The organism is Shewanella vesiculosa (assembly GCF_009994065.1).
In the GTDB taxonomy this organism is placed as follows: Bacteria; Pseudomonadota; Gammaproteobacteria; order Enterobacterales; family Shewanellaceae; genus Shewanella; species Shewanella vesiculosa.
Map to the genome: position 1 here is coordinate 275,943 of NZ_JAACSD010000007.1, position 24,131 is coordinate 300,073.

21 protein-coding genes are annotated in these 24,131 nt (G+C 41.0%); 16 read left to right on the plus strand and 5 right to left on the minus strand.

Features of this window, described 5'->3' with window-relative positions; all coding sequences use genetic code 11:
• Window positions 1-102 precede the first annotated feature (102 nt).
• Window positions 103-1,062, plus strand: coding sequence for a helix-turn-helix domain-containing protein (locus tag GW828_RS09295; protein ID WP_124014807.1), 960 nt, complete (start codon window positions 103-105; stop codon window positions 1,060-1,062).
• Between the two features lie 170 nt (window positions 1,063-1,232).
• Window positions 1,233-2,123, plus strand: a complete 891-nt coding sequence (locus GW828_RS09300) for a dienelactone hydrolase family protein (RefSeq protein WP_273058101.1) — start codon at window positions 1,233-1,235, stop codon at window positions 2,121-2,123.
• A 24-nt stretch (window positions 2,124-2,147) separates the two neighbouring features.
• Here GW828_RS09300 and GW828_RS09305 read toward each other — a convergent pair whose 3' ends face one another.
• Window positions 2,148-3,056, minus strand: coding sequence for a sensor histidine kinase (locus GW828_RS09305; protein ID WP_273058100.1), 909 nt, complete (start codon window positions 3,054-3,056; stop codon window positions 2,148-2,150).
• Window positions 3,049-3,594: a heme NO-binding domain-containing protein gene (locus GW828_RS09310; protein WP_273058099.1), complete on the minus strand. Its 546-nt coding sequence runs from the start codon at window positions 3,592-3,594 to the stop codon at window positions 3,049-3,051. The genes GW828_RS09305 and GW828_RS09310 overlap by 8 nt, the downstream gene beginning before the upstream one ends.
• Before the next feature lie 185 nt (window positions 3,595-3,779).
• Here GW828_RS09310 and GW828_RS09315 point away from each other — a divergent pair, with 185 nt between their 5' ends.
• The 3 genes from GW828_RS09315 to GW828_RS09325 are packed head-to-tail and all read left to right on the plus strand — an operon-like array spanning window position 3,780 to window position 6,018.
• Window positions 3,780-4,145, plus strand: a complete 366-nt coding sequence (locus tag GW828_RS09315) for a response regulator (protein ID WP_273058098.1) — start codon at window positions 3,780-3,782, stop codon at window positions 4,143-4,145.
• Window positions 4,142-4,717, plus strand: coding sequence for a chemotaxis protein CheC (locus GW828_RS09320; protein WP_124014812.1), 576 nt, complete (start codon window positions 4,142-4,144; stop codon window positions 4,715-4,717). Before GW828_RS09315 ends, GW828_RS09320 begins: the two co-directional genes overlap by 4 nt.
• Before the next feature lie 2 nt (window positions 4,718-4,719).
• Window positions 4,720-6,018, plus strand: a complete 1,299-nt coding sequence (locus tag GW828_RS09325) for an ATP-binding protein (protein WP_124014813.1) — start codon at window positions 4,720-4,722, stop codon at window positions 6,016-6,018.
• On the opposite strand, the gene GW828_RS09330 is transcribed toward GW828_RS09325, so the two are convergent.
• Together GW828_RS09330 and nosR are read right to left on the minus strand one after the other, a co-directional pair.
• Window positions 6,013-9,015 (minus strand): ATP-binding protein, encoded by a 3,003-nt coding sequence (locus tag GW828_RS09330; protein WP_273693541.1) that lies wholly within the window; start codon window positions 9,013-9,015, stop codon window positions 6,013-6,015. The genes GW828_RS09325 and GW828_RS09330 overlap by 6 nt on opposite strands.
• A gap of 174 nt (window positions 9,016-9,189) precedes the next feature.
• Window positions 9,190-10,548 (minus strand): response regulator c-di-GMP phosphodiesterase, NosR family, encoded by a 1,359-nt coding sequence (gene nosR, locus GW828_RS09335; protein WP_273058096.1) that lies wholly within the window; start codon window positions 10,546-10,548, stop codon window positions 9,190-9,192.
• Between the two features lie 93 nt (window positions 10,549-10,641).
• On the opposite strand from nosR, the gene GW828_RS09340 reads away from it, so the two are divergent.
• From GW828_RS09340 to GW828_RS09355, 4 genes are all read left to right on the plus strand, one after another.
• Window positions 10,642-11,226: a response regulator gene (locus GW828_RS09340; RefSeq protein WP_273058095.1), complete on the plus strand. Its 585-nt coding sequence runs from the start codon at window positions 10,642-10,644 to the stop codon at window positions 11,224-11,226.
• A gap of 11 nt (window positions 11,227-11,237) precedes the next feature.
• A complete protein-coding gene (locus GW828_RS09345; RefSeq protein ID WP_273058094.1) occupies window positions 11,238-11,945 on the plus strand; it encodes an ATP-binding response regulator in 708 nt (235 codons plus the stop codon).
• 71 nt (window positions 11,946-12,016) lie between these two features.
• Window positions 12,017-13,228, plus strand: a complete 1,212-nt coding sequence (locus tag GW828_RS09350) for a putative bifunctional diguanylate cyclase/phosphodiesterase (protein ID WP_273058093.1) — start codon at window positions 12,017-12,019, stop codon at window positions 13,226-13,228.
• On the plus strand, window positions 13,225-14,358 hold the full coding sequence (locus tag GW828_RS09355; RefSeq protein ID WP_124014818.1) for an HDOD domain-containing protein: 1,134 nt from the start codon (window positions 13,225-13,227) through the stop codon (window positions 14,356-14,358). The genes GW828_RS09350 and GW828_RS09355 overlap by 4 nt, the downstream gene beginning before the upstream one ends.
• 393 nt (window positions 14,359-14,751) lie before the next feature.
• Here GW828_RS09355 and GW828_RS09360 read toward each other — a convergent pair whose 3' ends face one another.
• The gene (locus tag GW828_RS09360; protein ID WP_182756316.1) at window positions 14,752-15,663 is read right to left on the minus strand and encodes a LysR family transcriptional regulator; all 912 of its coding nucleotides are present in this window, start codon (window positions 15,661-15,663) and stop codon (window positions 14,752-14,754) included.
• A gap of 288 nt (window positions 15,664-15,951) precedes the next feature.
• On the opposite strand from GW828_RS09360, the gene GW828_RS09365 reads away from it, so the two are divergent.
• The 7 genes from GW828_RS09365 (at window position 15,952) to GW828_RS09395 (ending at window position 24,045) form a co-directional block, all read left to right on the plus strand.
• Window positions 15,952-16,686, plus strand: coding sequence for a histidine phosphatase family protein (locus GW828_RS09365; protein ID WP_124014820.1), 735 nt, complete (start codon window positions 15,952-15,954; stop codon window positions 16,684-16,686).
• A gap of 190 nt (window positions 16,687-16,876) precedes the next feature.
• Entirely contained in the window at window positions 16,877-17,647 is a 771-nt protein-coding gene (locus tag GW828_RS09370) for an SDR family oxidoreductase (RefSeq protein WP_124014821.1), read from the plus strand.
• A gap of 100 nt (window positions 17,648-17,747) precedes the next feature.
• Window positions 17,748-18,872 (plus strand): NADH:flavin oxidoreductase, encoded by a 1,125-nt coding sequence (locus tag GW828_RS09375; RefSeq protein ID WP_273058092.1) that lies wholly within the window; start codon window positions 17,748-17,750, stop codon window positions 18,870-18,872.
• Window positions 18,873-18,945: 73 nt separating this feature from the next.
• Entirely contained in the window at window positions 18,946-20,157 is a 1,212-nt protein-coding gene (locus GW828_RS09380; RefSeq protein ID WP_124014823.1) for an acyl-CoA dehydrogenase family protein, read from the plus strand.
• A 96-nt stretch (window positions 20,158-20,253) separates the two neighbouring features.
• A complete protein-coding gene (locus GW828_RS09385; RefSeq protein WP_273058091.1) occupies window positions 20,254-21,294 on the plus strand; it encodes a phosphotransferase family protein in 1,041 nt (346 codons plus the stop codon).
• A gap of 62 nt (window positions 21,295-21,356) precedes the next feature.
• Window positions 21,357-22,118 carry an SDR family NAD(P)-dependent oxidoreductase gene (locus tag GW828_RS09390; protein ID WP_182722899.1) on the plus strand — a complete coding sequence of 254 codons (762 nt, stop codon included), beginning with the start codon at window positions 21,357-21,359 and terminating at the stop codon, window positions 22,116-22,118.
• 121 nt (window positions 22,119-22,239) lie between these two features.
• Entirely contained in the window at window positions 22,240-24,045 is a 1,806-nt protein-coding gene (locus GW828_RS09395) for an acyl-CoA dehydrogenase (protein ID WP_182722900.1), read from the plus strand.
• The last annotated feature ends 86 nt before the right edge of the window (window positions 24,046-24,131 follow it).

Consider the following 24,131-nt stretch of genomic DNA (forward strand, 5'->3'; position numbering starts at 1 on the left):
TTCGGCAAAGTCATTTTTTATGTTTTATATCAGAAAGATAAAATGGATTTAATCAAGATAATAAGGTGGGGTTAATCAATCTTTAACGCTAGGAGATGACAGATGGAGCACCATTTTAATCAGCGCGCACCAAAAAAGAGCGTGGTGCAAACCAATGACATCGATGAGCAAGCGCATAATTTAACCCAATGGCAGCAAGTTTATGATCAGGTCAGTAACGGCAGTTTTTATGGTTGTATTGAGGGCCTGGATTATCCAGACATGCATTTATTCAAAGAATTTACTCAACGAGCATTAAGGCAGCAGTGCAACATTGCGCCTAATTCTATTTGGTTGGGCATTCCATGTCGTTCTGAGCAAAGTAAAATAAATGGTTTACAGCTTGATACTCATCAGTTGATGTGTCGAAGCAGTGACTATGATTTTGAGTTAATCACCCCTGAGCAATTTACTATTTATGGTGTGGTGCTTAATCAACACAGCTTATATTCCATGGCTGAAATACAAGGGCTGTCGTTGAAGAACTTATCAACACGAGGGGCGGAACGGATTGATTGCAATCCAATTTTACTAAATCAAACTCGTTTGATGATTGAAAAGCTGATTAACCACAGTGAATTAGGCTTGCGCACCGATCTACAGCAAGACATGTTAAGCACCTTAGCACTGAATTTATTAAGCCAACCAGCATCAACACAAACGGTGGCCCCCAGTTATCAACATCGTTTAGCCGTCGTTGAAAAAGTTAAAGCTTTTATCGATGACCATCCGCAACAGGCCGTAACCATCACCCAGCTTTGTGAGCTTACTTTTGTTAGCCGCCGCACCCTGCAGTATAGTTTTGAGAGTATTTTAGGCATTAATCCATTGCGTTTTTTACGATTAACCCGTTTGAATAATGTTAGGCGAGAGCTTAAACAGCCTGATCTACACCATCCTATTTCAGTGATTGCGGCAAACTGGGGTTTTTGGCATCCAGGGCAATTTACTAAAGATTACACCCAATTATTTGGTGAGAATCCATCTCTTACCCGTCAGCGATATCAGCCAGCTCAACCTTGACTCATTGCAATAATTAGGCGTACCAAATCAATTGAACTTAAGCCGATGGCTAAGCGTATCAATTGCGCTGCCGGTGATTAATTAATCATCTTCAGCTAACATTAACTGTTATCTATTAATATCAATAACCATCAATTACCGTAATGACACTTGATCAGAAGAGGGAACTTATGCAGCACAAATCCGTCGATAATATTCCGCAAGAAGCCTTTGATTGGTATGACGCCTATGCTCATGGTGGCATGGACCGACGTACCTTTATGACTAAATTAGGCTCGTTAGTGGCGTTAGGTTATTCAATGAGTGTTCTGACCTCAGCGTTACTGCCTAATTATGCCTTAGCTGAGCAAGTGTCATTTAATGATGCCGACATTAAAGCCACTTATACCCAATTTGATTCGCCTTTAGGTTATGGCAAAGGTCAGGGCTATTTAGTTGAGCCCACCAATAAAACCGCTTTATTGCCGGTGTTATTAGTGGTTCATGAAAATCGTGGTTTAAATCCATATATTGAAGATGTTGCTCGCCGTTTAGCGAAAGCGGGTTTTATTGCTTTTGCGCCTGATGCGCTTTTTTCACTCGGCGGTTATCCTGGCAATGACGATGAAGGTCGGGCAATGCAGCAATCATTAGACCGAAGCAAAATTGAGCAAGACTTTGTTGCCGCGGCAAAGTTTTTGAAAGGCCATCAGCAAAGTAATGGCAAGCTGGGCGCGGTCGGCTTTTGTTTTGGTGGTTATATTGTGAATTATCTTGCCGCCGTGGAGGCTAATTTAATTCAAGCTGGGGTGCCTTTTTATGGCACACCAGCGGCTAAAGCACTTAGAAAAAACATCAAAGCCCCTTTACTGATTCAGTTAGCTGAATTAGATGAAAGAGTGAACGCAACATGGCCAGAATATGAGGAGGATTTAAAAGCCGTTAATGTGCCATATCAAATGCACATGTATAACAAAGCCAACCACGGATTTCATAACGACTCTACCGGCCGTTATGATGAAGCCAATGCAGAGCTTGCGTGGCAGCGAACATTAGATTTTTTCAATAAACAAATTAGTTAACCATTTTATTTTAATGATAAATATCTACATGGATGTGGATATAGGAAAGTAAATTTGAATACTTGTGCCTTTATTTAATTCAGACTTTACGACAATCTTGGCGTCATGTTGCTCGAGTATTTGTAGCACTATTGACATACCGATACCCGTTCCAGTCCCGACGGGTTTTGTGGTGTAAAATGCATCAAATATTCTTTGCTGAACCTCTTCTGACATTCCACAACCATTATCGGTAACATTTAATAATATCTCATCATTAACTTGAGTCAGATCGACACCTATCTTTGAGGTATGATTTGTCATGTACTCGCATGCCTGTATGGCGTTAACCAGAATATTAATGAGCACTTGATTGAGTTCACCAGAGTTAAAGATGATCTTTGGCACTGGTTGTAGATTTTGTGTAACAAGGACATTTTTAAGTTTCGGTCCTAATAACTTTAACGCTATCTCAACAGCTAGCAGTAGATCGACTTCAGATAACTGATCAGCATCTGTTCTCGCAAAAAATAATAGGTTTTTAACAATATCTTTTATGCGTACCAACCCATGTTCGGTATCAGAAATCAGCTCAGGTAAGTCGCTCATTATAAAGTTGATATTTCGAGTGTCAGCGTCATTTAAGCTGTCTTTCGGTATCACGTTAAGCAAGTCAGAAACATAGGCATTTAAGGTTGTTACGTTACTGCTGACAAACGCGAGCGGGTTATTAATTTCGTGAGCTACGCCCGCCGCTATTGTGCCTAATAATGCCAATTTCTCTTGCTGTATAAGTGATTTTTGTTGATTTTTAATTTGCACTATTTGGCTTTCAAGTAATACGTTTCTTTCGTATAACTGACGTATGGAATCTTCGAGCAACTGCTCGACCTCAATACGTGCTTTTTTCTCTCGCTGATAGGCTGCTAAATATGGATCAGGTTTATCAGTCATTAATTAACTCAATATTTAAAATACATTTTTCATCACCATGGTGCATACAGACATCATGCTTAATGGCGATGGCTTGTTGATAATACTCTGCAGCGCCAAAGATAAGGCCTTCTGCACAAAAACATAATTTACGTGGTGAATGATAAGTTAGTTCAATATTGTGGTTATTTACTAATACACAACTAATGGTGGGTAAAGCGGGTTCATGGTAAAGCTTATTCACTTCAACATGAATAACATTATGAATACCCATCACCAAGGAAGTGAAACCTGAAAAACGTGTCATTACACCAGTATGTCTAGTGGCTAATCCTGAAAACAAATACTGTCCAAAGGCTTTTACTACTTGTTGCAGAGGAACATTGAGCAGCACAGCAACATCGGTTGCAATGGCAAATAGCTCCGTTTCAGGGTAGTTTTTAGCAGACACATAAACCCGATTTTGTGGCGTATGTTTTTCAAGTAATGTGTTCCAAACCTCCATGCCAGCTTGTTCAACTATCATTTCTTCAAGCACATTAAAGATAATGCCTTTCATAGCGCCTCTCAATTTTAGTCTATGTGAAATAAAGTACAGAGTGTAACTTGTCTTATTTGTCCCCTGAGTATGGCAATGATTGCAGCGTAAAACCAGTGTTTAAAATAAATACTAATAGTTTTTGACATTCAAGGTTGTCGTCACCATAATGTTTAGAGGACAAATGAGACAATGTGGAGATTGTAATGCCGATACCTATAACCATTGCCGACGATTCGATGATGTCAAGAAAAGTCGTTAGACGCGCTTTACCCGCGGATTGGGATATTGAAATAACCGAGGTCACTAACGGTAAAGAAGCTCTTGAGGCCGTTGAAGCTGGAAAAGCTGACGTTCTTTTCCTAGACTTAACTATGCCTGAACTCGATGGCTTTGGTGTACTCAGCTACTTAAATGAGCATAAAACGAAAACTATCGTCATTGTGATTAGTGCCGATATACAGCCAGAAGCGAAAAAGTTAGTCGACAAGCTTGGAGCGTTTCGGTTTTTACACAAACCATTGAACTCTGAGCAATTATCACAAGCATTAATCGATGTGGGGTTGATATGATTTATCAATTAAGTGAACTGCAGCGTGATGCATTACAGGAGTTGATGAATATTTCAATGGGCCAAGCAGCCAATTCGTTAGCGAGGTTAATTGGCGCTAAAATTACCCTTTCTATTCCACTCATTTCATCTGTTACCCCCACTGAATTTGTCGATATGATCAGTTCCGATGTCATGTGGCATACTCGGCAATCTTTTTTGGGCACAGTAAAGGGTGAGGTCGTTTCGCTACAATCGCACGCGGGGTGTGAAGCCATTGCTGAGCTGATGGATTATGAGCTGCCTTTGTCAGATATTACCCGCGAAGAGCTTTTGCTTGAACTGTCAAATATTCTAGCTGGAGCCTGTTTAAATGGTTTTGCCGAGCAGTTAGAACTGACCACCAAGCTGAGCATGCCGACAGTATTTGAACCGGAAAAACTGTCGCCAGAACACTATCGTTGGGCTCACACTTTACTCATGGAAGTTGAATTTAAAGTAGAGTCCAGTCATTTTGATTCAAAAATTGTTATTTGTTTAGAAGCAGAGTCAATTTCGACGTTATTAAGTCGATTAAATAGCTTGTTGGAGTAACGATGACGACCCTCGCAGTATTAGAGAATCTGACTGCAAAATTGCCTTTAGGGGTATGTGTTCTTAATGAGCAATTAGAAATAGAGTACTGGAATGACTTTTTTGCTGATCGGCTGAACATCAGTTGTGACCAAGTAAAAGGGCAAAATTTGCTGACTCTTTTCCCAAATGAAGCAAAATATTTAAAGAAAAAGATCAACAGTGTATTTGTATTGAACAATGCTAGTTTTTCATATTGGGAACACAGACCACACGTATTTTTATTCAGTAGTAGCCGCCCAATCACAGGCGAAGAAACATTAATGTACCAAAACATTGAGTTTATACCGTTACACGTTAGCAATAATGTGGTTAAAACCGTATGCATGATAGTACAAGACGTCACTGAGTTGGCGAGTTATTACCAGGGAAAGAAACAACTTTCTGAAGAGTTAGCACAAGAACACTCAGCATTACTGGCGCTAAACACTAAACTAGAAGCCGCGCAGAATCAGTTATTACAAGCAGACAAAATGGCCGCCATTGGGCAGTTGGCTGCGGGCGTCGCTCATGAGATAAACAATCCTATTGGTTTTATTCATTCTAATTTACAAAGCCTACAAGATTATTCAACTAAGCTATTAAATTTGATCAGCTTTTATGAAAAAGTGGTGAATAAAACCCAAAACAAAACCTTTATGGCTTTGCAGCAAGAAATGCAAGATCGCAGTCAATATTCGTTTTTACGTGAAGACATGCCTGAATTAATTAATGAGTCGATTACCGGAATAGATCGCGTCACTGATATTATAAAAAATCTTAAAGTGTTTTCACATGTCGACAGTAGTGAATGGCAGCATGCTAATATTATTGAAGGTATTGAAAATACGTTAAAAATTGCCAACAGTCAGCTTAAATATAATGTTGAAGTCCATCGCGAATTTCAGCAGCCATTACCGGCATTATTTTGCCAACCAATGCAGTTAAACCAGGTGTTTTTGAATTTAATTGTCAATTCAGCACAGGCTATTGATGGTAAAGGGCACATTTACATTAAGGTATCGGCGAGCAGCACAGCATTGGTTATTGAAATAAAAGATACCGGTTGTGGCATAAGTGAATCGGCACAGCGTAAAATTTTTGAACCATTTTACACCACAAAACCTGTAGGTCAGGGAACCGGCTTGGGATTGTCATTGTCTTATAGTATCGTGCAAAAACACAAAGGTAGTATTGTGGTAAGCTCCGAGCTTGATGTGGGCACCACCTTTATAATAACCCTGCCATTATTAACGCCTAGTGACCTTGAAACACCATCATAGTAAGCGATCTGAACAAGAGAACAATTGCGTTAAGCGCGCATTAAACTCATTACACACTTGATTAAGATTGCCCCCATCCCTTAGCGCGGCTTCTGCCTGTTGTGCTGTTGCACTCACATCATGTAACCCTAAGCACGCACTGGTTCCCTTAATTTTATGAAATAGCATGACAACTTGTTTATGCTCTGAGGTTGCAGCAAGCAGGTTTAACTCGTCAGGTATGGCGCGTAAACTTTCCAAGTAGTCCTGTCGTAACTCGTCGAATCCGTCCATCTCTTGTTGTGCACTCATACTAGTAATATCTTCATTAGGCAGTGTTATATCATGTTTTGATAAACAAAATTGTATGGTATTTAACAGTTGTGTTTTATCAATAGGCTTGCAAAGCGTTGCGTTAAAAGGTGATACGGTGTCGGTTACAGGGTGCTGTTCAAACACATCTGCACTCAGTGAAATAATCACCGATTCAAACCCATGACGTCTCATTGCTTGACCCGCGCTCAAGCCATCCATTATTGGCATTTGCTGATCCATAATAATGATATCTGGGCGATGTTTGAGGGCAATATCCAAGGCTTGTTGACCATTCTCCGCAAACAATAAATCCATATTAAGTGACTTAACGTAAGCAGCCACTAAGATGCGAATGTCTTCGACATCATCAACAATGAGCAATTTTCTACCATGACTTGCACTGGTAGGCAATTCAGTTGCTATTACAGTCGAGTCTTTTATTGGTTTTTGCAAAGCGCTGTGGGTGTTAAAACTCAGCATGAAAGTCGACCCTTGACCAATCTCGCTGGTTACCGTGAGTGATATGTCCATTGCATCAGCAAGTTGTTTGCTAATATACAAGCCAAGTCCTGTACCGCCATAATCTCGACTCGTGCTGGAATTGGCTTGGGTAAATGCCTCAAACAGGGTGGACTGTTGCTGTTTGCTAATGCCAATACCTTGATCTATTACTTTGATGCTACAGCTTTGCGCTGTTGTTTTTTCAGCTTTAAGGGTAATCGATCCTGTGGCGGTAAACTTTACCGCGTTACTGAGTAAATTAAGTAATATTTGTTGTAATCGGAAAGGGTCGGCCATGATATGAACGTCAGCAATGTCACTGACATCATAGTCAATAGACAAGCCCTTTTTGTGCGCCATTTGTGCCGTGCTATCGATAAAGTCAGTCATAAAATGGGCAAGATTAATCGATTCTAATGCGATGCGCATTTTGCCTTGCTCAATTTTAGCTGTATCGAGAATATCATCAATTACATTTTGTAAGTGCAGAGTATTTTGATTTATACGATTAAGCGTGCGGTAGGTATCGCCCGTCGCTTCACTAAGCAGTTCTTCAGTAAAACCCTTAATAATAGTAATCGGTGTGCGGATCTCGTGACTCATGTTTGCTAGAAACCGGGTTTTAATTTCTGCGAGCAGTTTTGCTTTATCACGTTCTTGTTCCAGTTGCTGAGTTCTGTCTTTTACTCTTGCTTCTAATTCATTATTGAGAGTGCTCACTTCTGCCATTGATTTGTGCATAGCTTTGCGAGAATCGATTACTCGCTTTTGCAAACCATTAATACTTTCAGACAATACTTCAAACTCAAGTGCTGTGGTGGTAAATGTCAGAGGCTGTGTATTAGGATTATCAGATCGCCAGCGATGAGTGTGGCGGGTAATTTGTTCTAATGTATTGGTGTACTGATGAATTAATCGCCCAGACAACACTGTGATGTATTGCAGCAATAACAACACTGATATCATCGCAATCGATAGATAAATAAAATAGCGAATCACAAATGAGCGGGTGTCTAAATAGTACAGCGCTGTCCAATTCAATTCGTCTAGGTGTTTTCGTATAACGATATAACGACCGTCTGATGTGAAGGCAATTGGTTCAACTTTATTGAATATATGCTGTCCAAATACAGAGCTTGTGAAAGATGTCATTAATGGCCGTTCTGTCCAGACACGACCTAACTGTCCTAAGGTATCGCTACCCCAAATTTTCTTCGAGTCTCTGTCGAGTAAAATACGGTTAGAATCCATATCATCTGAAGACTTAAAGGTATTGGTTAACGTTTTAAGATTGACAGAGATCTCGACTACCCCATCAAATGTGCCATTTTGGAAAAGCGGTGCGCTGACCGCAAATAATCGATCTTCACCCAGTCCTCTTCCCTGAAAGGTCTCACTGACATAGCTTTTGCTCAGTTCCTTAGGTTTACTGAAATAACTCCGGTCGGCAACCGATGTCTTTTGCATTTTACTGTTAGGTAAGTCGGCTTTATAAAATAGTGAAATAAGGCCATTCTTATCGGTGACCAGTGCAGATATCAGTTCTGCTTGTTGTTCAGTTAACTTACGTAATGTGTTTTGGTCAATATTGTCATGTCCTAAACTGGCGATAAGTTCTGTATTGCCGATATACCGTTCGATATGACGTTGAATTTCATTAATAAATTTACTTTGTTCATTATCGTAATACTGCAGAACGGATGATATGTGGAGACTGATAGCACCTTGTAAAATAAATGCGATTAAAATCGTGCAGGGTACGGCGCTATACAAACCAATTCGATGGCTTAACTGCAGCTTTAAGCTTTGATTTTTTTGATTTTTTGGGGTGATTGTAATGGCATTTAGCATTAACGCCGTTTTGGTGCATAAAATAAAAATACAACCGTTTAACAGTGTCGCACTGACTAATAACGCTGGCGATTCAGTAAAAATGGGATACGCAAATTGATGGTAGATAAAGCCTATGGCGACAGTATAAACCCCCATTACTCGCCAAAGAGGTTGTTTCAAATTTAATGTTAATAACATCAAGCAAAACAGCTGCAAGATACTGTTAAATAATTCAATGTTACTTGCTATTGGAACGCTGACGATAGCAAGAGCCAACAGAGACCAGATAAAACCTAAGCGAATGAGGATAATTGAAAAGGCAATGTTACCGATCAGAAAAGGTACGACAATAGGCAGTTCGATCGCCATAGCATTGGCGATAAATCCCAACAGCGTTGTGGTGCAAAAAAACCACAATCGTCTTAATGAAAACGACTTTGAGTAAAATAGTCTGGTAATAATATCCATCATATCGGCACGATTACCTGTAAAAAGTGCGGGTAAATATTATTGTCAATTTGGTTGTTGAGTTGATCATATATTTTATTCTGCCTGGGTATCTGTTTGTTCAACTCGCTCTGCTTTGATGAGCAATTTTTCGTTATTTTTTGTCTGATAGCGGTATAAGTTCTGCAGTGTTTTCTCGCAAAACACATGGCCTTTAGGCAATAACAACATGTGTTTACGATTGTATAAATTTTGAGTTAAGCGCATACCTTCGGTGATTTGTTCAATAAGCAGACCATCATGTAATTGCGCATCTGAATGGTTAATCGTTTCTTGGTCCTGGTAAGCGGTAATGATTTGCCCTAGCACATTGACGACTTTGGGGTCATACACGTTACCTTGCTGTAGTTTTATGTGTTTATATATTTCTTCTTTGGTGAGGTCTTTAGTATGGTCTTTTGCATTTTGTTGTTCAAATAACGCTAACCAAAAGTCTCTTGCAACGGCTAATATTCGAGCCCCAATATGAATGTTTTGTGCCACTTTTTGTAACGGTTCACCCGTACCATTATAGTGCTCATATTGACTGCCAATGATCTCACTAATCGTCGATAGGTGAACCGCTGGTGCCAGCATTTCTTCTGCCAATTGCGGGTGTTGGAAAAAGCGTTTTTGGGCTGCACTACTGAGTTGGTCGTAGGGGCCAGTAAGACAATGTGCAGGCAAGCCTAGTTTACCCAGTTCACAGTATAGACCTGCTTTACTAATTAACTCGACATGAGCTTTATTCATCTTTAATGCAGTGGCTATGTGACCACATGTTTCACTCACTTGCAGTGCAAACTTGCCATTTAATGCAGGGTTAATACTGATCAAATTATAAAGAACTTCAAGTGTGGCTTTTTGCTCATTACCACGTGTACTGGCCAACAGTTTGTATTGATATAATGTCTTTTTCAATTGGGTAGTTCGTTGCTGAACCATCTCTTCTAAGTTATTGTTTAATTGTTTTAGTTGCTTGTTCTGCAGAGTAATTTTTTTTGTCAGCAACTTGTTAGCTTCTACGAGCCGATAGATTTCTAAGCCTTCATGAACTTGAGCAAGTAGCTCTGCGTTATCCCAAGGTTTTTGAATATAACGATGAATTTTACCCACATTAATCGCACTAACGGTTGATTGAATATCAGAATATCCAGTCATTAAAATACGATAAGCATCCGGTTGAAGTACTGCCGCTTGTGCAAGGAATTCAGCACCTGTCATATTAGGCATGCGCATATCTGAAATAATGATATTAACTTTTTCTGTTTGCATAATTTCAAGCGCTTGTTGGCCACTTGATGACAGTAATAGCTTCACTTTTGAAGACATAAATAAACGTTGCAGCGACTTCAAGATGCTGGTCTCGTCGTCGACACACAAAATAATAGGCATTGATGTTTCTAATGAGCTCATAATGTCCTTAATTTCTCGCTTGTCTTATTTGTCTCTTAGATTAAGTTATGCTATAACGGTTAATTAATCAAGATATATGATGGATAACATTCTATGAAGACATTACGACCCAGTGACATTGCGCAATATTGCGATGTACACCAGCGCACCGTAAGTCGATGGATTGCTCAAGGGCGATTAAAAGGACATAAGCTACCAGGTCGAGGTAATTATCGTGTATTACTAGACGATTTTATTATGTTTTTGCAAACCCAAAAAATGCCTATGCCTGAGGAGTTATTAAGTCACTCTAACCAAATTGATTCAGTGAAAGAACAGCCCAAGCGCATTTTAATTATTGACGATGAAATTGAAATTAGAAATGCGATCCGCCGCGTATTGATACCCAGCGGCTATGAATTTTCATTTGCATCTGATGGATTTCAGGCTGGGGTTAAAGTGCTTAGCGATAAACCTGACCGTGTTACACTCGATTTATCTATGCCTGGATTAGACGGTTTTGAAGTTCTGCAGTTTATCCGCCAACAACCAGAGCTAAACCATTTAAAAATTTTAGTGGTGTCAGGGTTATCTGAAATTGAATTGCAAAAAGCATTAGATCTAGGCGCAGATGCCGTATTACCAAAACCATTCGATAATGAGCAATTGCGTTCAGCGGTAGATAAATTTTTTAATTAACTGGTAGAAATATGACGAATAAGCTTTTGATTGTTGATGATGAAGAGGCTATTTTACGGGCATTAAAACGATTGTTTGCTCGTGCAGGCTATCGGGTATTTACTGCAACCACTGGTTATGACGCGCTCAACATCATGGCTCAAGAACATTGTCAGGTGATTATTTCTGATTTTAGAATGCCAGTAATGAACGGCTCGCAATTATTGGCGGCCATAAAAGCGCAATATCCTACAAGTCTGTGCATGATCCTCAGTGGTTTTACTGATTTTAGTTCAGTATTAGCGTTACTTAATTCTGGTACTGTGTTTCGTTTTTTACAAAAACCCTGGGATGAAACGCTTCTTTATTCCGAGGTTGAAGCCGCTTTTATTGCTTACAACAAACACTTTGACGAAAATGAAGTCAATCAATTAATGGCCAATAGCGCAGAAGCCCTGATTGAACTTTATCCTAACGGCCAGATCGGCAGAGTTAATGGTGTTGCCAAGCAAATATTTAATCTAGATTCCAGCAGTATTTTAATCGCCGATGTGTTTCCATTTTGCTCCTATGAATGTCTGTTAACGCTATTTAGTAGCAATATTGATAACGTGGTGCTAAAGGCAACCACTGGCAAAAATGTCGAACTCGTGTTGAAGAAAACGACAGATAAATCGCGCTTTTTTGAACTGCAATTTATGAATAAAAATGATGGTGCATTGCCATATAGAAACAATTAGCCTCATTTTTAGATCAAAACGAAATCGTTAATTTAGCTGATTCACTGCTCGAGACCGTCAAGCCATTTGCGATGGTGGCCATCCACCTTAAAAATTACAGTTATTGGACTGAGATAATTGGCCCGGTGGCGACTGAAAAGTTATTTGATGATATTGCGTTAACCTTATTTACTCAGTCTAAAATATCTTCCTCAGCGTTAGCTTTTTTGACTAATGAACATTTTGTGTTGCTCATGGATAATTTTACCAACGAGCATGATTTGCACAAACAACTCACTGATTTTATCGCCCCCTTTAGTCATACTAGCTATTCAGATAAATCAGTCAGAGTTGAACTGGTCGTCACGTATTGTATCGCCAGAGAAGATGGTGATAATGCAGCCCAATTACTCAGCAATGCGTTAATCTCTAATCGTTTACACAGAACGGGTCATTCGCATTTCTTTATGCGCTATGATGCGGCAATTATTGAGCAAAAACGCAAGCAACTGTTTATCAGCAAAGCCTTATTCCACGCGGTCGACAATCAACAACTCTATTTGCATTTTCAGCCTAAGTTTGATTTAAATCAGCGCAAAATTACCAGCTGTGAAGTGTTACTTCGCTGGGAACATCCACAATTAGGCAATATTTCCCCTGTGGTGTTTATTCCGATAGCAGAGCGAGAAGGGCAAATTATAGAGCTAGGTTATTGGGTCATTCATGCTGCGTGCATGGCAATATCAAATTGGACCCAAAAAGGTATCAAACTCGATAAAGTCGCAATAAATATATCGGGGAAACAGCTATCCCATGCCGATTTTATTCCCAGAGTGGAAGCATTATTAGCAGGATTTGATATTGATATGTCGACTCTGGAATTTGAACTTACCGAGTCATGGTTAGTTGATAATATTGAAGAAAGTGCAGAAAAATTAACTCGATTAAAAAATGCCGGTATCAGTATTGCCATTGATGATTTTGGTACTGGTTACTCATCCTTATCTTATCTTTCAAAACTGCCTATTGATGTGTTGAAAATTGATCGGTCGCTAATTATTGATATCTCAGACAATTTAAATACTCAAAGCATGGTCGGTAATATCACTCGAATGGCCCACGACTTAGGCATGAAAGTTGTTGTGGAGGGGGTAGAGCACATTGAGCAAATGTTGATCCTTGAAAAACTTAACTGTGATGTCATTCAAGGCTACTTTATTGCTCGTCCTCAAGATGAAGACAGTTTTACTCGGTTGATTGCCAATGCCGACGCATCAATTGCTGCGGTAATGGGGGGAATATGAAAAAATTATCTGTGCTGTTCATCGATGATGATATGTTTATGCTTAAAGCACTGCAACGCACCGCTCGACGAGCTAAGCCAAACTGGGACTTTTATATTTGTGAAGATGCCCTAAGTTGGCAAGATGCATTACCTCATGGCGTGTTGCCCGATGCAATATTTTGCGATTACCTTATGCCTGAAAAAAATGGCGATGAGCTTCTTGAAGAAATAGCTGCGATTATTCCCTCATCAGTAAGGGTATTACTCACTGGCGATACCGCCGAAGATGTGGTCTCAAAAGTTAGTGAAGTGTCGCATTTTGTACTAAAAAAACCCTTTGCAGCAGCTGATTTAGAAGATGTGTTCTTTTGTTTGGAACGCCTCGATTCGCTTAATTTTAGTTTAGAAATGCGTAACAAATTAGGTCGAATTGGCTATTTTTTTCCGTTACCCGAAATCGCTGCGCAGTTAAGAACATTATTTGCCATTGATGATGTTGATATTGGACAAACTGCAGATCTTATTAAGCAAGAAGCGTTTATTGCGGCAAAAATTATTCAAATCGCAAATTCGGCTTTTTTAGGCTACCACAGTAAAACAGTTTCGTTAGAAGAGGCCATCAAAAGATTAGGTCTTAAAATGACAGAAACCATTGTAATATCTATGCTTGTCAATAATTGTATTGCGCCAAAATTACCCATAGAAATTCACAAAAAGGTTAATGAGTGGGCTTTTAATTATTCAAAACTTAGCCGCCAGTTAAGCCAGTCATTGGGCTTTAAAGCCGTTCAACTTGATAATGTGTTTATTGCTTCGTTACTCAGTGGCATTGGTCGTTTAGTGTTTATTGCTGAAGCAAATGAATTTATTAATATCGATGCCGATGATAATAAAATGATACTCGATGAAGCAACCTCGTTAACTGTGTATATATTGACGCTATGGGGCTACCCGCTGGAATTATGTCAAATCATTTTAATGCAAGACAAGCCTGACTTTGCCGCAAAAGGCTTAACAGACCAAAAGTTGGGGCTCATTATGTATGTAGTGAAAGTATTTTTGTCTGGTCAACTTGATGAATTTGCAAAAAGCAATCTAAAAACCCTGATAGAAGATGTCGATATTATTGAATGGATTGATAATTGTTAATAGTAAAATGTAATCAAGGATGATTACATTAATCTCACTCTTCGCTGGCTAATTTGTATCATAATTATTGTGCTGTTATTTATTAATACTTAACGATCCCACGTCTAGATAACATAGCCTAATTGTCTTTAGCTAAAGCCACTGATACTTCGCATTTACATAACCAGCTTTCGGATGCTCAGAAGCACCTTACACCGATAAAAGTGATGGCCTAAGCGCGTAAAATTCGACTCATTATTCTCATAATGTTTGATGTTAGTGGCCCAAGGGGCATGCCTGTGTAGCGATTAAGCTGCTCGACATAGTGGATAATATTATCGGTTTACTATGTTGAGCAGGATATGTCAGTCGGCTTATAGTTGCAGCTGTTTTTTTACCCATTATGGATTTCGATTAAGGTGTGATTCTTGTATTTGTTGCCGCAATAATCATTTTGTTTCTGAGCCATTTATTCGCTGGCTCTTTGTCGACATTAATATGCCAGTATAAATGCACCCCAATATCGGGTAATTCAACTGGCATGGGGTAAATGGCGATATCAAGCATTTGACCGTACATGGCTGCGGCCGTTTTCGGTAATGTCAGTAACATGTCGTTATTTAAGATCACTCTACACGCCGATAACGCATGCTGACACCGTAGGGATATTTTACGATGTAAACCGATACGTGACAGTTCAAAATCTTCCAAACTAGGCCCGGTTGAGCGAGATGACACCAATACATGCTCTAGGCGCAAATAAGTCTCTAAATCGAGTGCGTCTGTAATAGCAGGGTGATTTTTACGTGCAATAACAACCAGTTGATCTAACTCTAATTGCGTATGCATAATATTGTTGCTGACAGGGATTAAGGTATCAATGGCCAAATCGATGTCGCCACTGGCCAGTTTGTTTTCAAGTTCTGTGCGTCTTACTCGTTTATTACTGCTTAAATTGATTGCTGGCGACTCTAGCGATAAGTTTTGTTGCAATATTGGCAAATAGTAAGGTTCTAAAGAACCGTGTAAGGATAATGAAAAGCTTTTGCGTGAGGTTAATGGCTCAAACTGTCTAGATTGCACTAAACATACTTGTAATTGGTGCAAGGCTTCGCGCACATCATCTATTACATTCTTTGCCACCGGAGTCGGGCGCATTTCATTACCTTGCCTGATAAATAAAGCATCATCAAAATGAGTGCGTAATTTACCCAGCGAGTGACTCACCGCTGGCTGGGATAGATTCAATACCGATGCCGCTTTAGTGATATTACCTTCGCAATAGATTGCATCAAACACCACAAACAAATTCAAATCAATTTTCATATTTACTCCAGTGATCCCTTACTGTGCATTAACACCACCTAAGATGGGCTTACTATTTAAATTATAAATAGTAGGGTATTAGAACTATTCATTTGTTCAATTTAGATGTTGGCATTAGCATAGTCAAGTAGATTCGATATAGCGTTAAACGCATGCAAAATGAGCGTTATGACAATCAAATAAACGATGTGATACAGCAGATTAAACGGCTGCAATTACATTTAAGTTAGCAACGATTCATTGTTTACCTATTGAGTCATCATTCTTTTACTCAGTCAGAGACACGACATGGCAGCAATTTATTTGATTCGACACGGGCAAGCCTCATTTGGCAGCACTGATTACGATCAATTATCAAACAAAGGTAGCCAGCAGGCGAGGTTGTTGGGCGAGTATTGGCGTTCAAGAGGGGCCCCGAGTCAGTTTTATTGCGGCGACTTGCTGCGTCACGGCCAAACATTAACTCACTTTGTCAATGGATACCAAGGTGAGACCACGCCTATGGTTATCCACTCGGGTTTTAATGAGTTTGATCATGTCGAGATTTTGCAGCAATACAATCCCCAGTGGAATAACTTTGCCAAAATGAATGACGCGCTAAACCAACTGGATGAGCCCAATAAGGCACTGCAGCAAGAATTTTATCAAGCACTTAAACGCTGGATTTCAGGCGATAACCATCATGAGTATAAAGAGAGTTGGCCGCAGTTTCAGGCGCGCTGTATTCGTGCATTGCAAGATATTATTCAACAGCAATTGAGTCATAAACGCCAGTTACGTGCGGTGAACCATGAACCCAAACCGTCTAAAGATATTTTAGTGTTCACCTCAGGCGGTACCATTTCAGTGATCATCCAGCACATATTAAAATTAAACGATCAACAAACATTAGCAATTAATCAACAAACCAGAAATACCAGCGTGACCAAATTATTGTTTTCGGAAAATATGCTGAGCGTGGATTATTTTAATAACTATAGCCATCTAGAGCAGGCTGGTGATGAGTGGATCACCTATAAGTAAACTTAAGTGCCGTTACACGTTTAAAAATAAGCTTCAAATGGAGTAACGTAAACATTGACTGACGCTATCAACAACCGTTGTTTACTCGCTGAGTTCAGCGAGCAAAACCAATATAACAATTTAACCCGAATACAATTCATTCGAAGCTATTAACTCGAAAACGATTAACCCAAAATAATAAGGAAATAACATGAACAAGGGCGATTTATTTGATTTAACAGGGAAAGTTGCTTTAGTCACCGGAGCCAGTCGTGGTATTGGCGAAAGTGTTGCTAAAGTATTAGCCCAGTATGGTGCTCATGTGATTGTATCAAGCCGAAAACTGGAAGCCTGCCAAACCGTGGTAGATGAAATTGTTGCCGCAGGCGGCAGTGCACAAGCCATTGCTTGTCATATTGGCGAATTAGATCAAATTGACTCAATCTTTGCTGCAATCAAACAGCAACATGGCAAGCTGGATATTTTAGTCAATAATGCGGCGGCAAATCCTTATTTTGGTCACATTATCGATACCGATTTAATTGCCTTTCAAAAGACGGTTGATGTGAATATTCGGGGGTATTTCTTTATGTCGACTAAGGGCGCGCAATTAATGAAAGACAGTGGCGGTGGCGCTATTGTCAATGTCGCGTCAGTTAATGGCGTGATCCCGGGCGATTACCAAGGTATCTACTCTATTACCAAAGCGGCAGTGATCTCAATGACGCAAGCTTTTGCTAAAGAGTGCGCCCAATTTAATATTCGCGTAAACGCATTATTACCCGGTGGTACCGACACTAAATTCGCTTCTGCTTTAGTTGATAACCCAGCCATTCTTAAACAAATGATGCATCACGTACCGATGAAGCGCGTGGCACAACCTGATGAAATGGCCGGCACTGTATTATATTTAGTCTCAAATGCATCAAGCTACACCACAGGTACAGCGATTAATGTTGATGGCGGTTATTTGATTGGTTAACGGCTTAACACTCAAGCTGACTCCAATGCCAAACGCTTAAGCCAACTGAACAAGACAAACAACATAAAAATAAAGCATCAATTAACGCTAGGAAGCAAATATGAATAGCGACAAAAACACCAGTGTAAATAGATTATTTGAACCCTTTGTCACAGCATCATTATCACTCAAAAATAAGACCGTGATGGCGCCAATGACTCGAGCATTTTCGCCTAATTATATCCCTAATGATGAAGTAGCAGCCTATTACCGTAGACGCGCCGAAGGCGATGTAGGCCTGATTATCACTGAAGGGACATTTATCTCCCATGAAGGGGCGAATGGATACGAGAATGTGCCAGCTATTTATGGTGACCAAGCCTTAGCAGGTTGGAAGCATGTTGTTGATGAAGTGCATGCTGTTGGCGGCAAAATTGCGCCCCAACTTTGGCATGTGGGTTCGGTAAGAAAGTCAGGTATAGGTCCATACAAAGAGGCACCAGCCTATAGTCCTTCTGGTTTGTATAAGCCTGGTGCTGCAAATGGCGTTGCCATGACCCAAGACGATATCGACGCCGTGGTTGCATCATTTGCTCAAGCCGCGCTTGATGCTAAAAACATCGGTTTTGATGCCATAGAGGTGCATGGCGCTCATGGCTACTTAGTCGATCAGTTTTTCTGGGAAGGGACCAATCAACGCACCGACAAATATGGTGGCTCATTAGAAAATCGCACCCGTTTTGGTGTTGAAATCGTGAATGCCATCCGCGCCGCTGTGGGTAATGACTTTACCATTATCTTCCGTTTTTCGCAGTGGAAACAACAAGATTACAACGCCAAGTTGTGCCAAACACCTGAAGAACTTGATACATTTTTAGGTTTATTAAGTGATGCTGGCGTTGATATTTTCCATGCCAGTACTCGTCGTTTTTGGGTTGCAGAATTTGCGGGTTCAGATCTTGGGCTTGCTGGTTGGACTAAAAAATTAACTAACAAGCCGGTGATCACAGTGGGTAATGTCGGCCTAGATGCTGATTTTATCGGTGAGGGCAATGCTGATTTGTCGGGTACTTCAAATCCAACCGGTATTGATGAGTTATTAGTGCGCTTAAACAATGATGAATTTGATTTAGTTGCCATTGGGCGGGCGCTATTAGTTGATCCTCAGTGGGTTAAAAAAATCAAGCACAACGCCATTGATGAAATTAAACCGTTTAATAAGAAGTCATTAATGTCGTTGAGTTAATCGCTTAAGTCAGTGGGCGAGGCTCATTAACACAGCGATTAACGCCGTTATTACCGGGTAAAAGGATACAGTAATGAATTTTGAATACAGCGAAAAAGTTCAAGGATTAATCAAGCGAGTCAACGACTTTATGGATTTACATGTATTTCCTGTCGAAGAAGAAATGCATAAGCAAGTTGAGCTCGAACCATGGTCAACGCCGCCGTTAATGGAACAACTTAAAGCCAAAGCCAAAGCTGAAGGTTTATGGAATTTGTTTCTACCGGTTGCCTACGGTAAATACAGTGCTGGATTAACTAATTTAGAATATGCCCCGTTAGCTGAAATTATGGGCAAGGTTATGTGGGCGCCAGAAGTGTTTAACTGCGCGGCACCAGACACCGGCAACATGGAAGTACTGGCCAAATACGGTAATGAAGCACAAAAGAAACAATGGTTAGAGCCTTTACTGGACGGAAAAATACGCTCTGCTTTTGCAATGACAGAACCTGAAGTCGCCTCAAGCGATGCCACCAATATTGAACTGAGCATAGTGCGTGATGGCAATGAATACGTGATTAATGGCCGCAAATTTTACATTAGCGGCGCATGTCGCAAACAGTGTGAAATCATGATTGTGATGGGTAAAACCGATGCTGAAAATAGCAACCGTTATATTCAGCAATCTCAAGTGCTTGTACCGATGAATACCCCTGGTGTCACCATGGTAAGACCGATGAAAGTGTTCGGCTATGATGATTCACCTGAAGGCCATGCTGAGGTAACGTTTACTAATGTGCGTGTGCCGCTGGATAACATTATTGCTGGCGAAGGCAAAGGTTTTGAAATTGCCCAAGGACGTCTTGGCCCTGGGCGTATTCATCACTGCATGCGTTCAATCGGTATTGCTCAGCGCGCGCTCGATTTAATGTGTAAACGCGTTGGCGAGCGTATTGTATTTGGTCAACCTATGATCAAACAGCAGTCGGTTCGCGAAGATATAGCCAAATCAGCCTGCCAAATTGAACAAGCACGTTTGATGACCTTAAAAGCAGCCCAGAAAATGGACACAGAAGGCAATAAAGCGGCTAAAGAATTGATCGCTATGATTAAAATTGTTGCCCCAAGTATGTCTCTTGATGTGATCGACCGCGCGATTCAATGCCATGGCGCTGTGGGTGTCAGTCAAGATACTTTCTTAGCGCATGCCTGGGCTGGCCAGAGAACTTTGCGTTTAGCTGATGGCCCAGATCAAGTGCATATGATGCAGTTGGGTCGTGATTTAGTAAAAAAGATAGTTGGGTAAGTAAATGCTTAGGGTGAAACGCAACAAGCATTTCACCCCGTAATCGTACTTTTTCTCAGCCAAGCTAAATCCATCAAACAACGAGAGTATTGCTAAATGTCACAAGTATTCCCCATTGATAATGAACAACTTAGCGCTTATTTAGAGCAGCATGTCGCCGACTTTACAGGGCCGATCACCTTAGAAAAGTTCTCAGGTGGTCAATCCAATCCCACTTACAAAGTGACCTCGCCAACGGGTGTGTATGTGTTGCGTCGTCAACCGCCGGGCAAATTATTGAAATCAGCCCATGCAGTCGATCGTGAATATCGGGTATTAGATGCACTAAAAGACAGTGATGTACCAGTGGCAAAAGTATTTCACCTGTGTGAAGACTGCAGCGTTATTGGTTCAATGTTTTATCTGATGGAGTTTTGCGATGGCACTGTGTATTGGAGTGCATCATTAGCCGAAATAGACAGTAATGATCGACGCTCAGCTATGTATGACGCGATGAATAAAGTCTTGGTCGCGCTGCACAGTGTCGATGTTGATACCGTCGGTTTAGCTGATTATGGTAAAGCGGGCAATTACTTTGCACGTCAACTCGGTCGCTGGACATCACAATATCGCGCCACAGAATTACACAAAATTGCTGCCATGGATGCCTTAATTAACTGGCTTGAAGATAATCTACCCAGTGATGATGGTCGTGTTTGCTTAGTACATGGTGACTTTCGCTTAGACAACATGATGTTTGCCAAAGATTCACCAGAGGTTATTGCTTTACTGGATTGGGAATTATCGACCTTAGGCCATCCCTTTGCTGATTTAGCATACCAATGTATGCAACTGCGGATGCCAGCAGGCATGGGCAGCATTGATGGTTTAAAAGATATCGACCGCGCCAGCTTAGGGATTCCGTCTGAAGAAGAATATGTCGCTCGATATTGCCAACGCATGGGTATTGAGCAGATTGAGCACTGGGGCTTTTATTTGGCATTCAGTTTCTTCCGCTTAGCAGCGATTGCACAAGGTGTCGCCAAACGAGCAACAGAAGGTAATGCCTCCAATGAACACGCTAATAAAGTGGGATCATTTGTTGAGCCTCTGGCCAAAATGGCCTTAGACGTCATTGCTTGCGAAACTAAAAAATAACATCAGATCAGCCGTATGATAAAACAACATCAAAAAGACCATCAATTACAGGAGTAACTCGCATGGATCCATTATTAGACTTTACCGGTAAGGTTGCTGTTATCACTGGCGCGGCTCAAGGCTTTGGTCAGTTACTGGCACAAGAATTAGCCAAACGCGGTGCTAAGTTAGTAATTAGTGACATTAATGAAGCTGGTGTTCGTAAGGTGGCGGATGATATTGCCTCTCGTGGCGCTGAGGTTATCGCGATGAAATGTGATGTGTCAAAAGATGCCTCGTGTAAAGCTATGGTTGATACTGCGATTGAGCATTTTGGTCGAGTGGATATTGGGGTAAACAATGCCGGTGTCGCCCATGAATTTATGCCGCTTCATCTTATAGATGAAGCGATTATGGACAGTCAATTTGCGATCAATGTTAAAGGCGTGCAGTTTGGTATGCGTTATCAAATACAGCAAATGCTCAAACAAGGTGAGGGCGCGATCCTCAACGTGAGTTCTATGGCTGGGTTAGTCGGCGCCGCCAGAGGCAGTGCTTATTCTATGGCGAAACATGCAGTAATTGGCTTAACCAAAACCGGCGCGGTTGAGTACGGCCGTAATAATATTCGCATCAATGCGATATGCCCATTTTTTACCCTGACACCTATGGTGACCAATTTTGCTGATGCAGAAAAGCAACAGAAAATGGCCGTTGGCGCGCCAATGAATCGTTTAGGTGAGCCTAAAGAAATTGTCGCGGTGATGCTGATGATGTTATCTCCTGCCAATACCTATATGACAGGCCAATGTATTGCGGTCGACGGTGGCGTATCAGCCTATTAAGTTGCGCTTTGCAGTCAGTGTTATTGACACGCCAGCTCGTGCCGTTAGCGTAAACACTTGCTGAGTCGTTCGCTACGTCATTTCCACGTTATAGAAGAAAACACAATAAGAAGAGAATATTATGCCTGCGACGTTAATGAATCAACGTGACCTAGAATTTATGCTGTATGAACTGTTTGATAGTGAAGCATTAACCAGCAGAGATCGCTATCAAGATCACGATCGCCAAACGTTTAATGAGGTGGTCAATACTGCCAAAATAATTGCAGAAAAATATTTTCTTCCTATTCGTCAAAAGCTCGATACCCATCAGCCAACTTTTGACGGCAAAAAAGTACACATTATCCCAGAACTTAAAACCGCTATCGACGCAGTAAACGAGTCGGGTATTGGCGCTGCAACAGCAGATTATGAGTTAGGTGGCATGCAACTGCCACCAATCATTGCTAGTGCAGCAGGGGCGTATCTCAGTGTTGCCGGTGGTGTTGGCATGGGGTACAACATGTTGACCACGGCAAATGCCAATTTACTGCAAGCCCATGGCAATACTGAGTTGATTGAAACCTGGGTTAAACCTATGCGTGAAGGGCGATTTATGGGCACTATGGCCATGACAGAGCCCGGTAGCGGATCTGCTTTAGGTGATTTAATTACCAAAGCGGTAAAAGCCGATGATGGTACATATCGGATTACGGGCAATAAAATCTATATTTCCGGTGGCGATCACGATTTAAGCGACAACATCGTTCATTTAGTATTGGCTCGAATTCAAGGTGCACCTAAAGGTGTTAAAGGCATTTCGTTATTTGTGGTACCTAAGTTTTTACTTAATGATGATGGCAGCATTGGCGCAGACAATGACGTCGCTCTGGCTGGTTTGTTTCATAAAATGGGTGGTCGCGCGCAAACGTCAACGGCATTGAGTTTCGGTGAAAAACAGGGCTCCATTGGCTATTTAGTCGGTGAAGAACATTGTGGCTTGAAGTATATGTTTCACATGATGAACGAAGCCCGCATTATGGTCGGCACCAGTGGCGCAGTTTTGGCGGTAGCGGGATATCAATATTCAGTCGATTATGCCAAAAATCGCCCCCAAGGTCGATTACCCTCGTGTAAAGATCCACAATCACCTATGGTGAATATCATTGAGCATGCTGATGTAAAACGCATGTTGTTAGCCCAAAAAGCCTATGCGGAAGGGGCAATGGCGTTAGTGCTATATGGTACTCAATTAAGTGATGATGAACGTACTGCCGTCACAGTCGAGCTACGCCAACATGCCCATATACTGTTGGATTTCTTAACCCCCATTATTAAAACGTGGCCGTCAGAATATGGCCCCAAAGCCAATTCACTGGCGATTCAAGTGATGGGCGGTCACGGTTATATTAACGAGCATCCGGTAGAAATGTTCTATCGTGATAATCGCTTAAACCCGATCCATGAAGGTACTACTGGGATTCAATCATTAGATTTGCTCACCCGCAAAGTACCGATGAATAACTTACAAGGCTATAAAGCGACCTTAGCTGAAATGGTCATCACCATTGATGAGGCAAAACACTATCCGAGTTTACATGAGTTTTCTAGTCAATTAACCCAAGCAGTTGCGACCTTAAGTACCACAACCGAGGCCGTGTTAGCGGCAATGTCGACTAAGAATATTGATCTCGCTTTGGCCAATTCGGTTAAATATTTAGAGTTGTTTGGTCATGTGATTATTGCCTGGTTGTGGCTCAAGCAAAGTATTGTCGCCACTAAAGCGATAGCTGAACAACCGCATCAAGCTGATATGGATTTTTATCAAGGTAAATTGCTGGCGTGTCAGTATTTTTATCGCTTTGAATTACCTGAAATTAACGTCTGGTCAAACCTACTCGTTACCACTGACAGCACCAGCTTTGATATGCAGCCTGATTGGTTCTAATGTGAATTAACCCGACTTAAGGCGCTGTTAGGCTGATTGGTTTTGCCTAGCTTTAGGTGAGCGTTATAAAATCCAATCTAATGAAA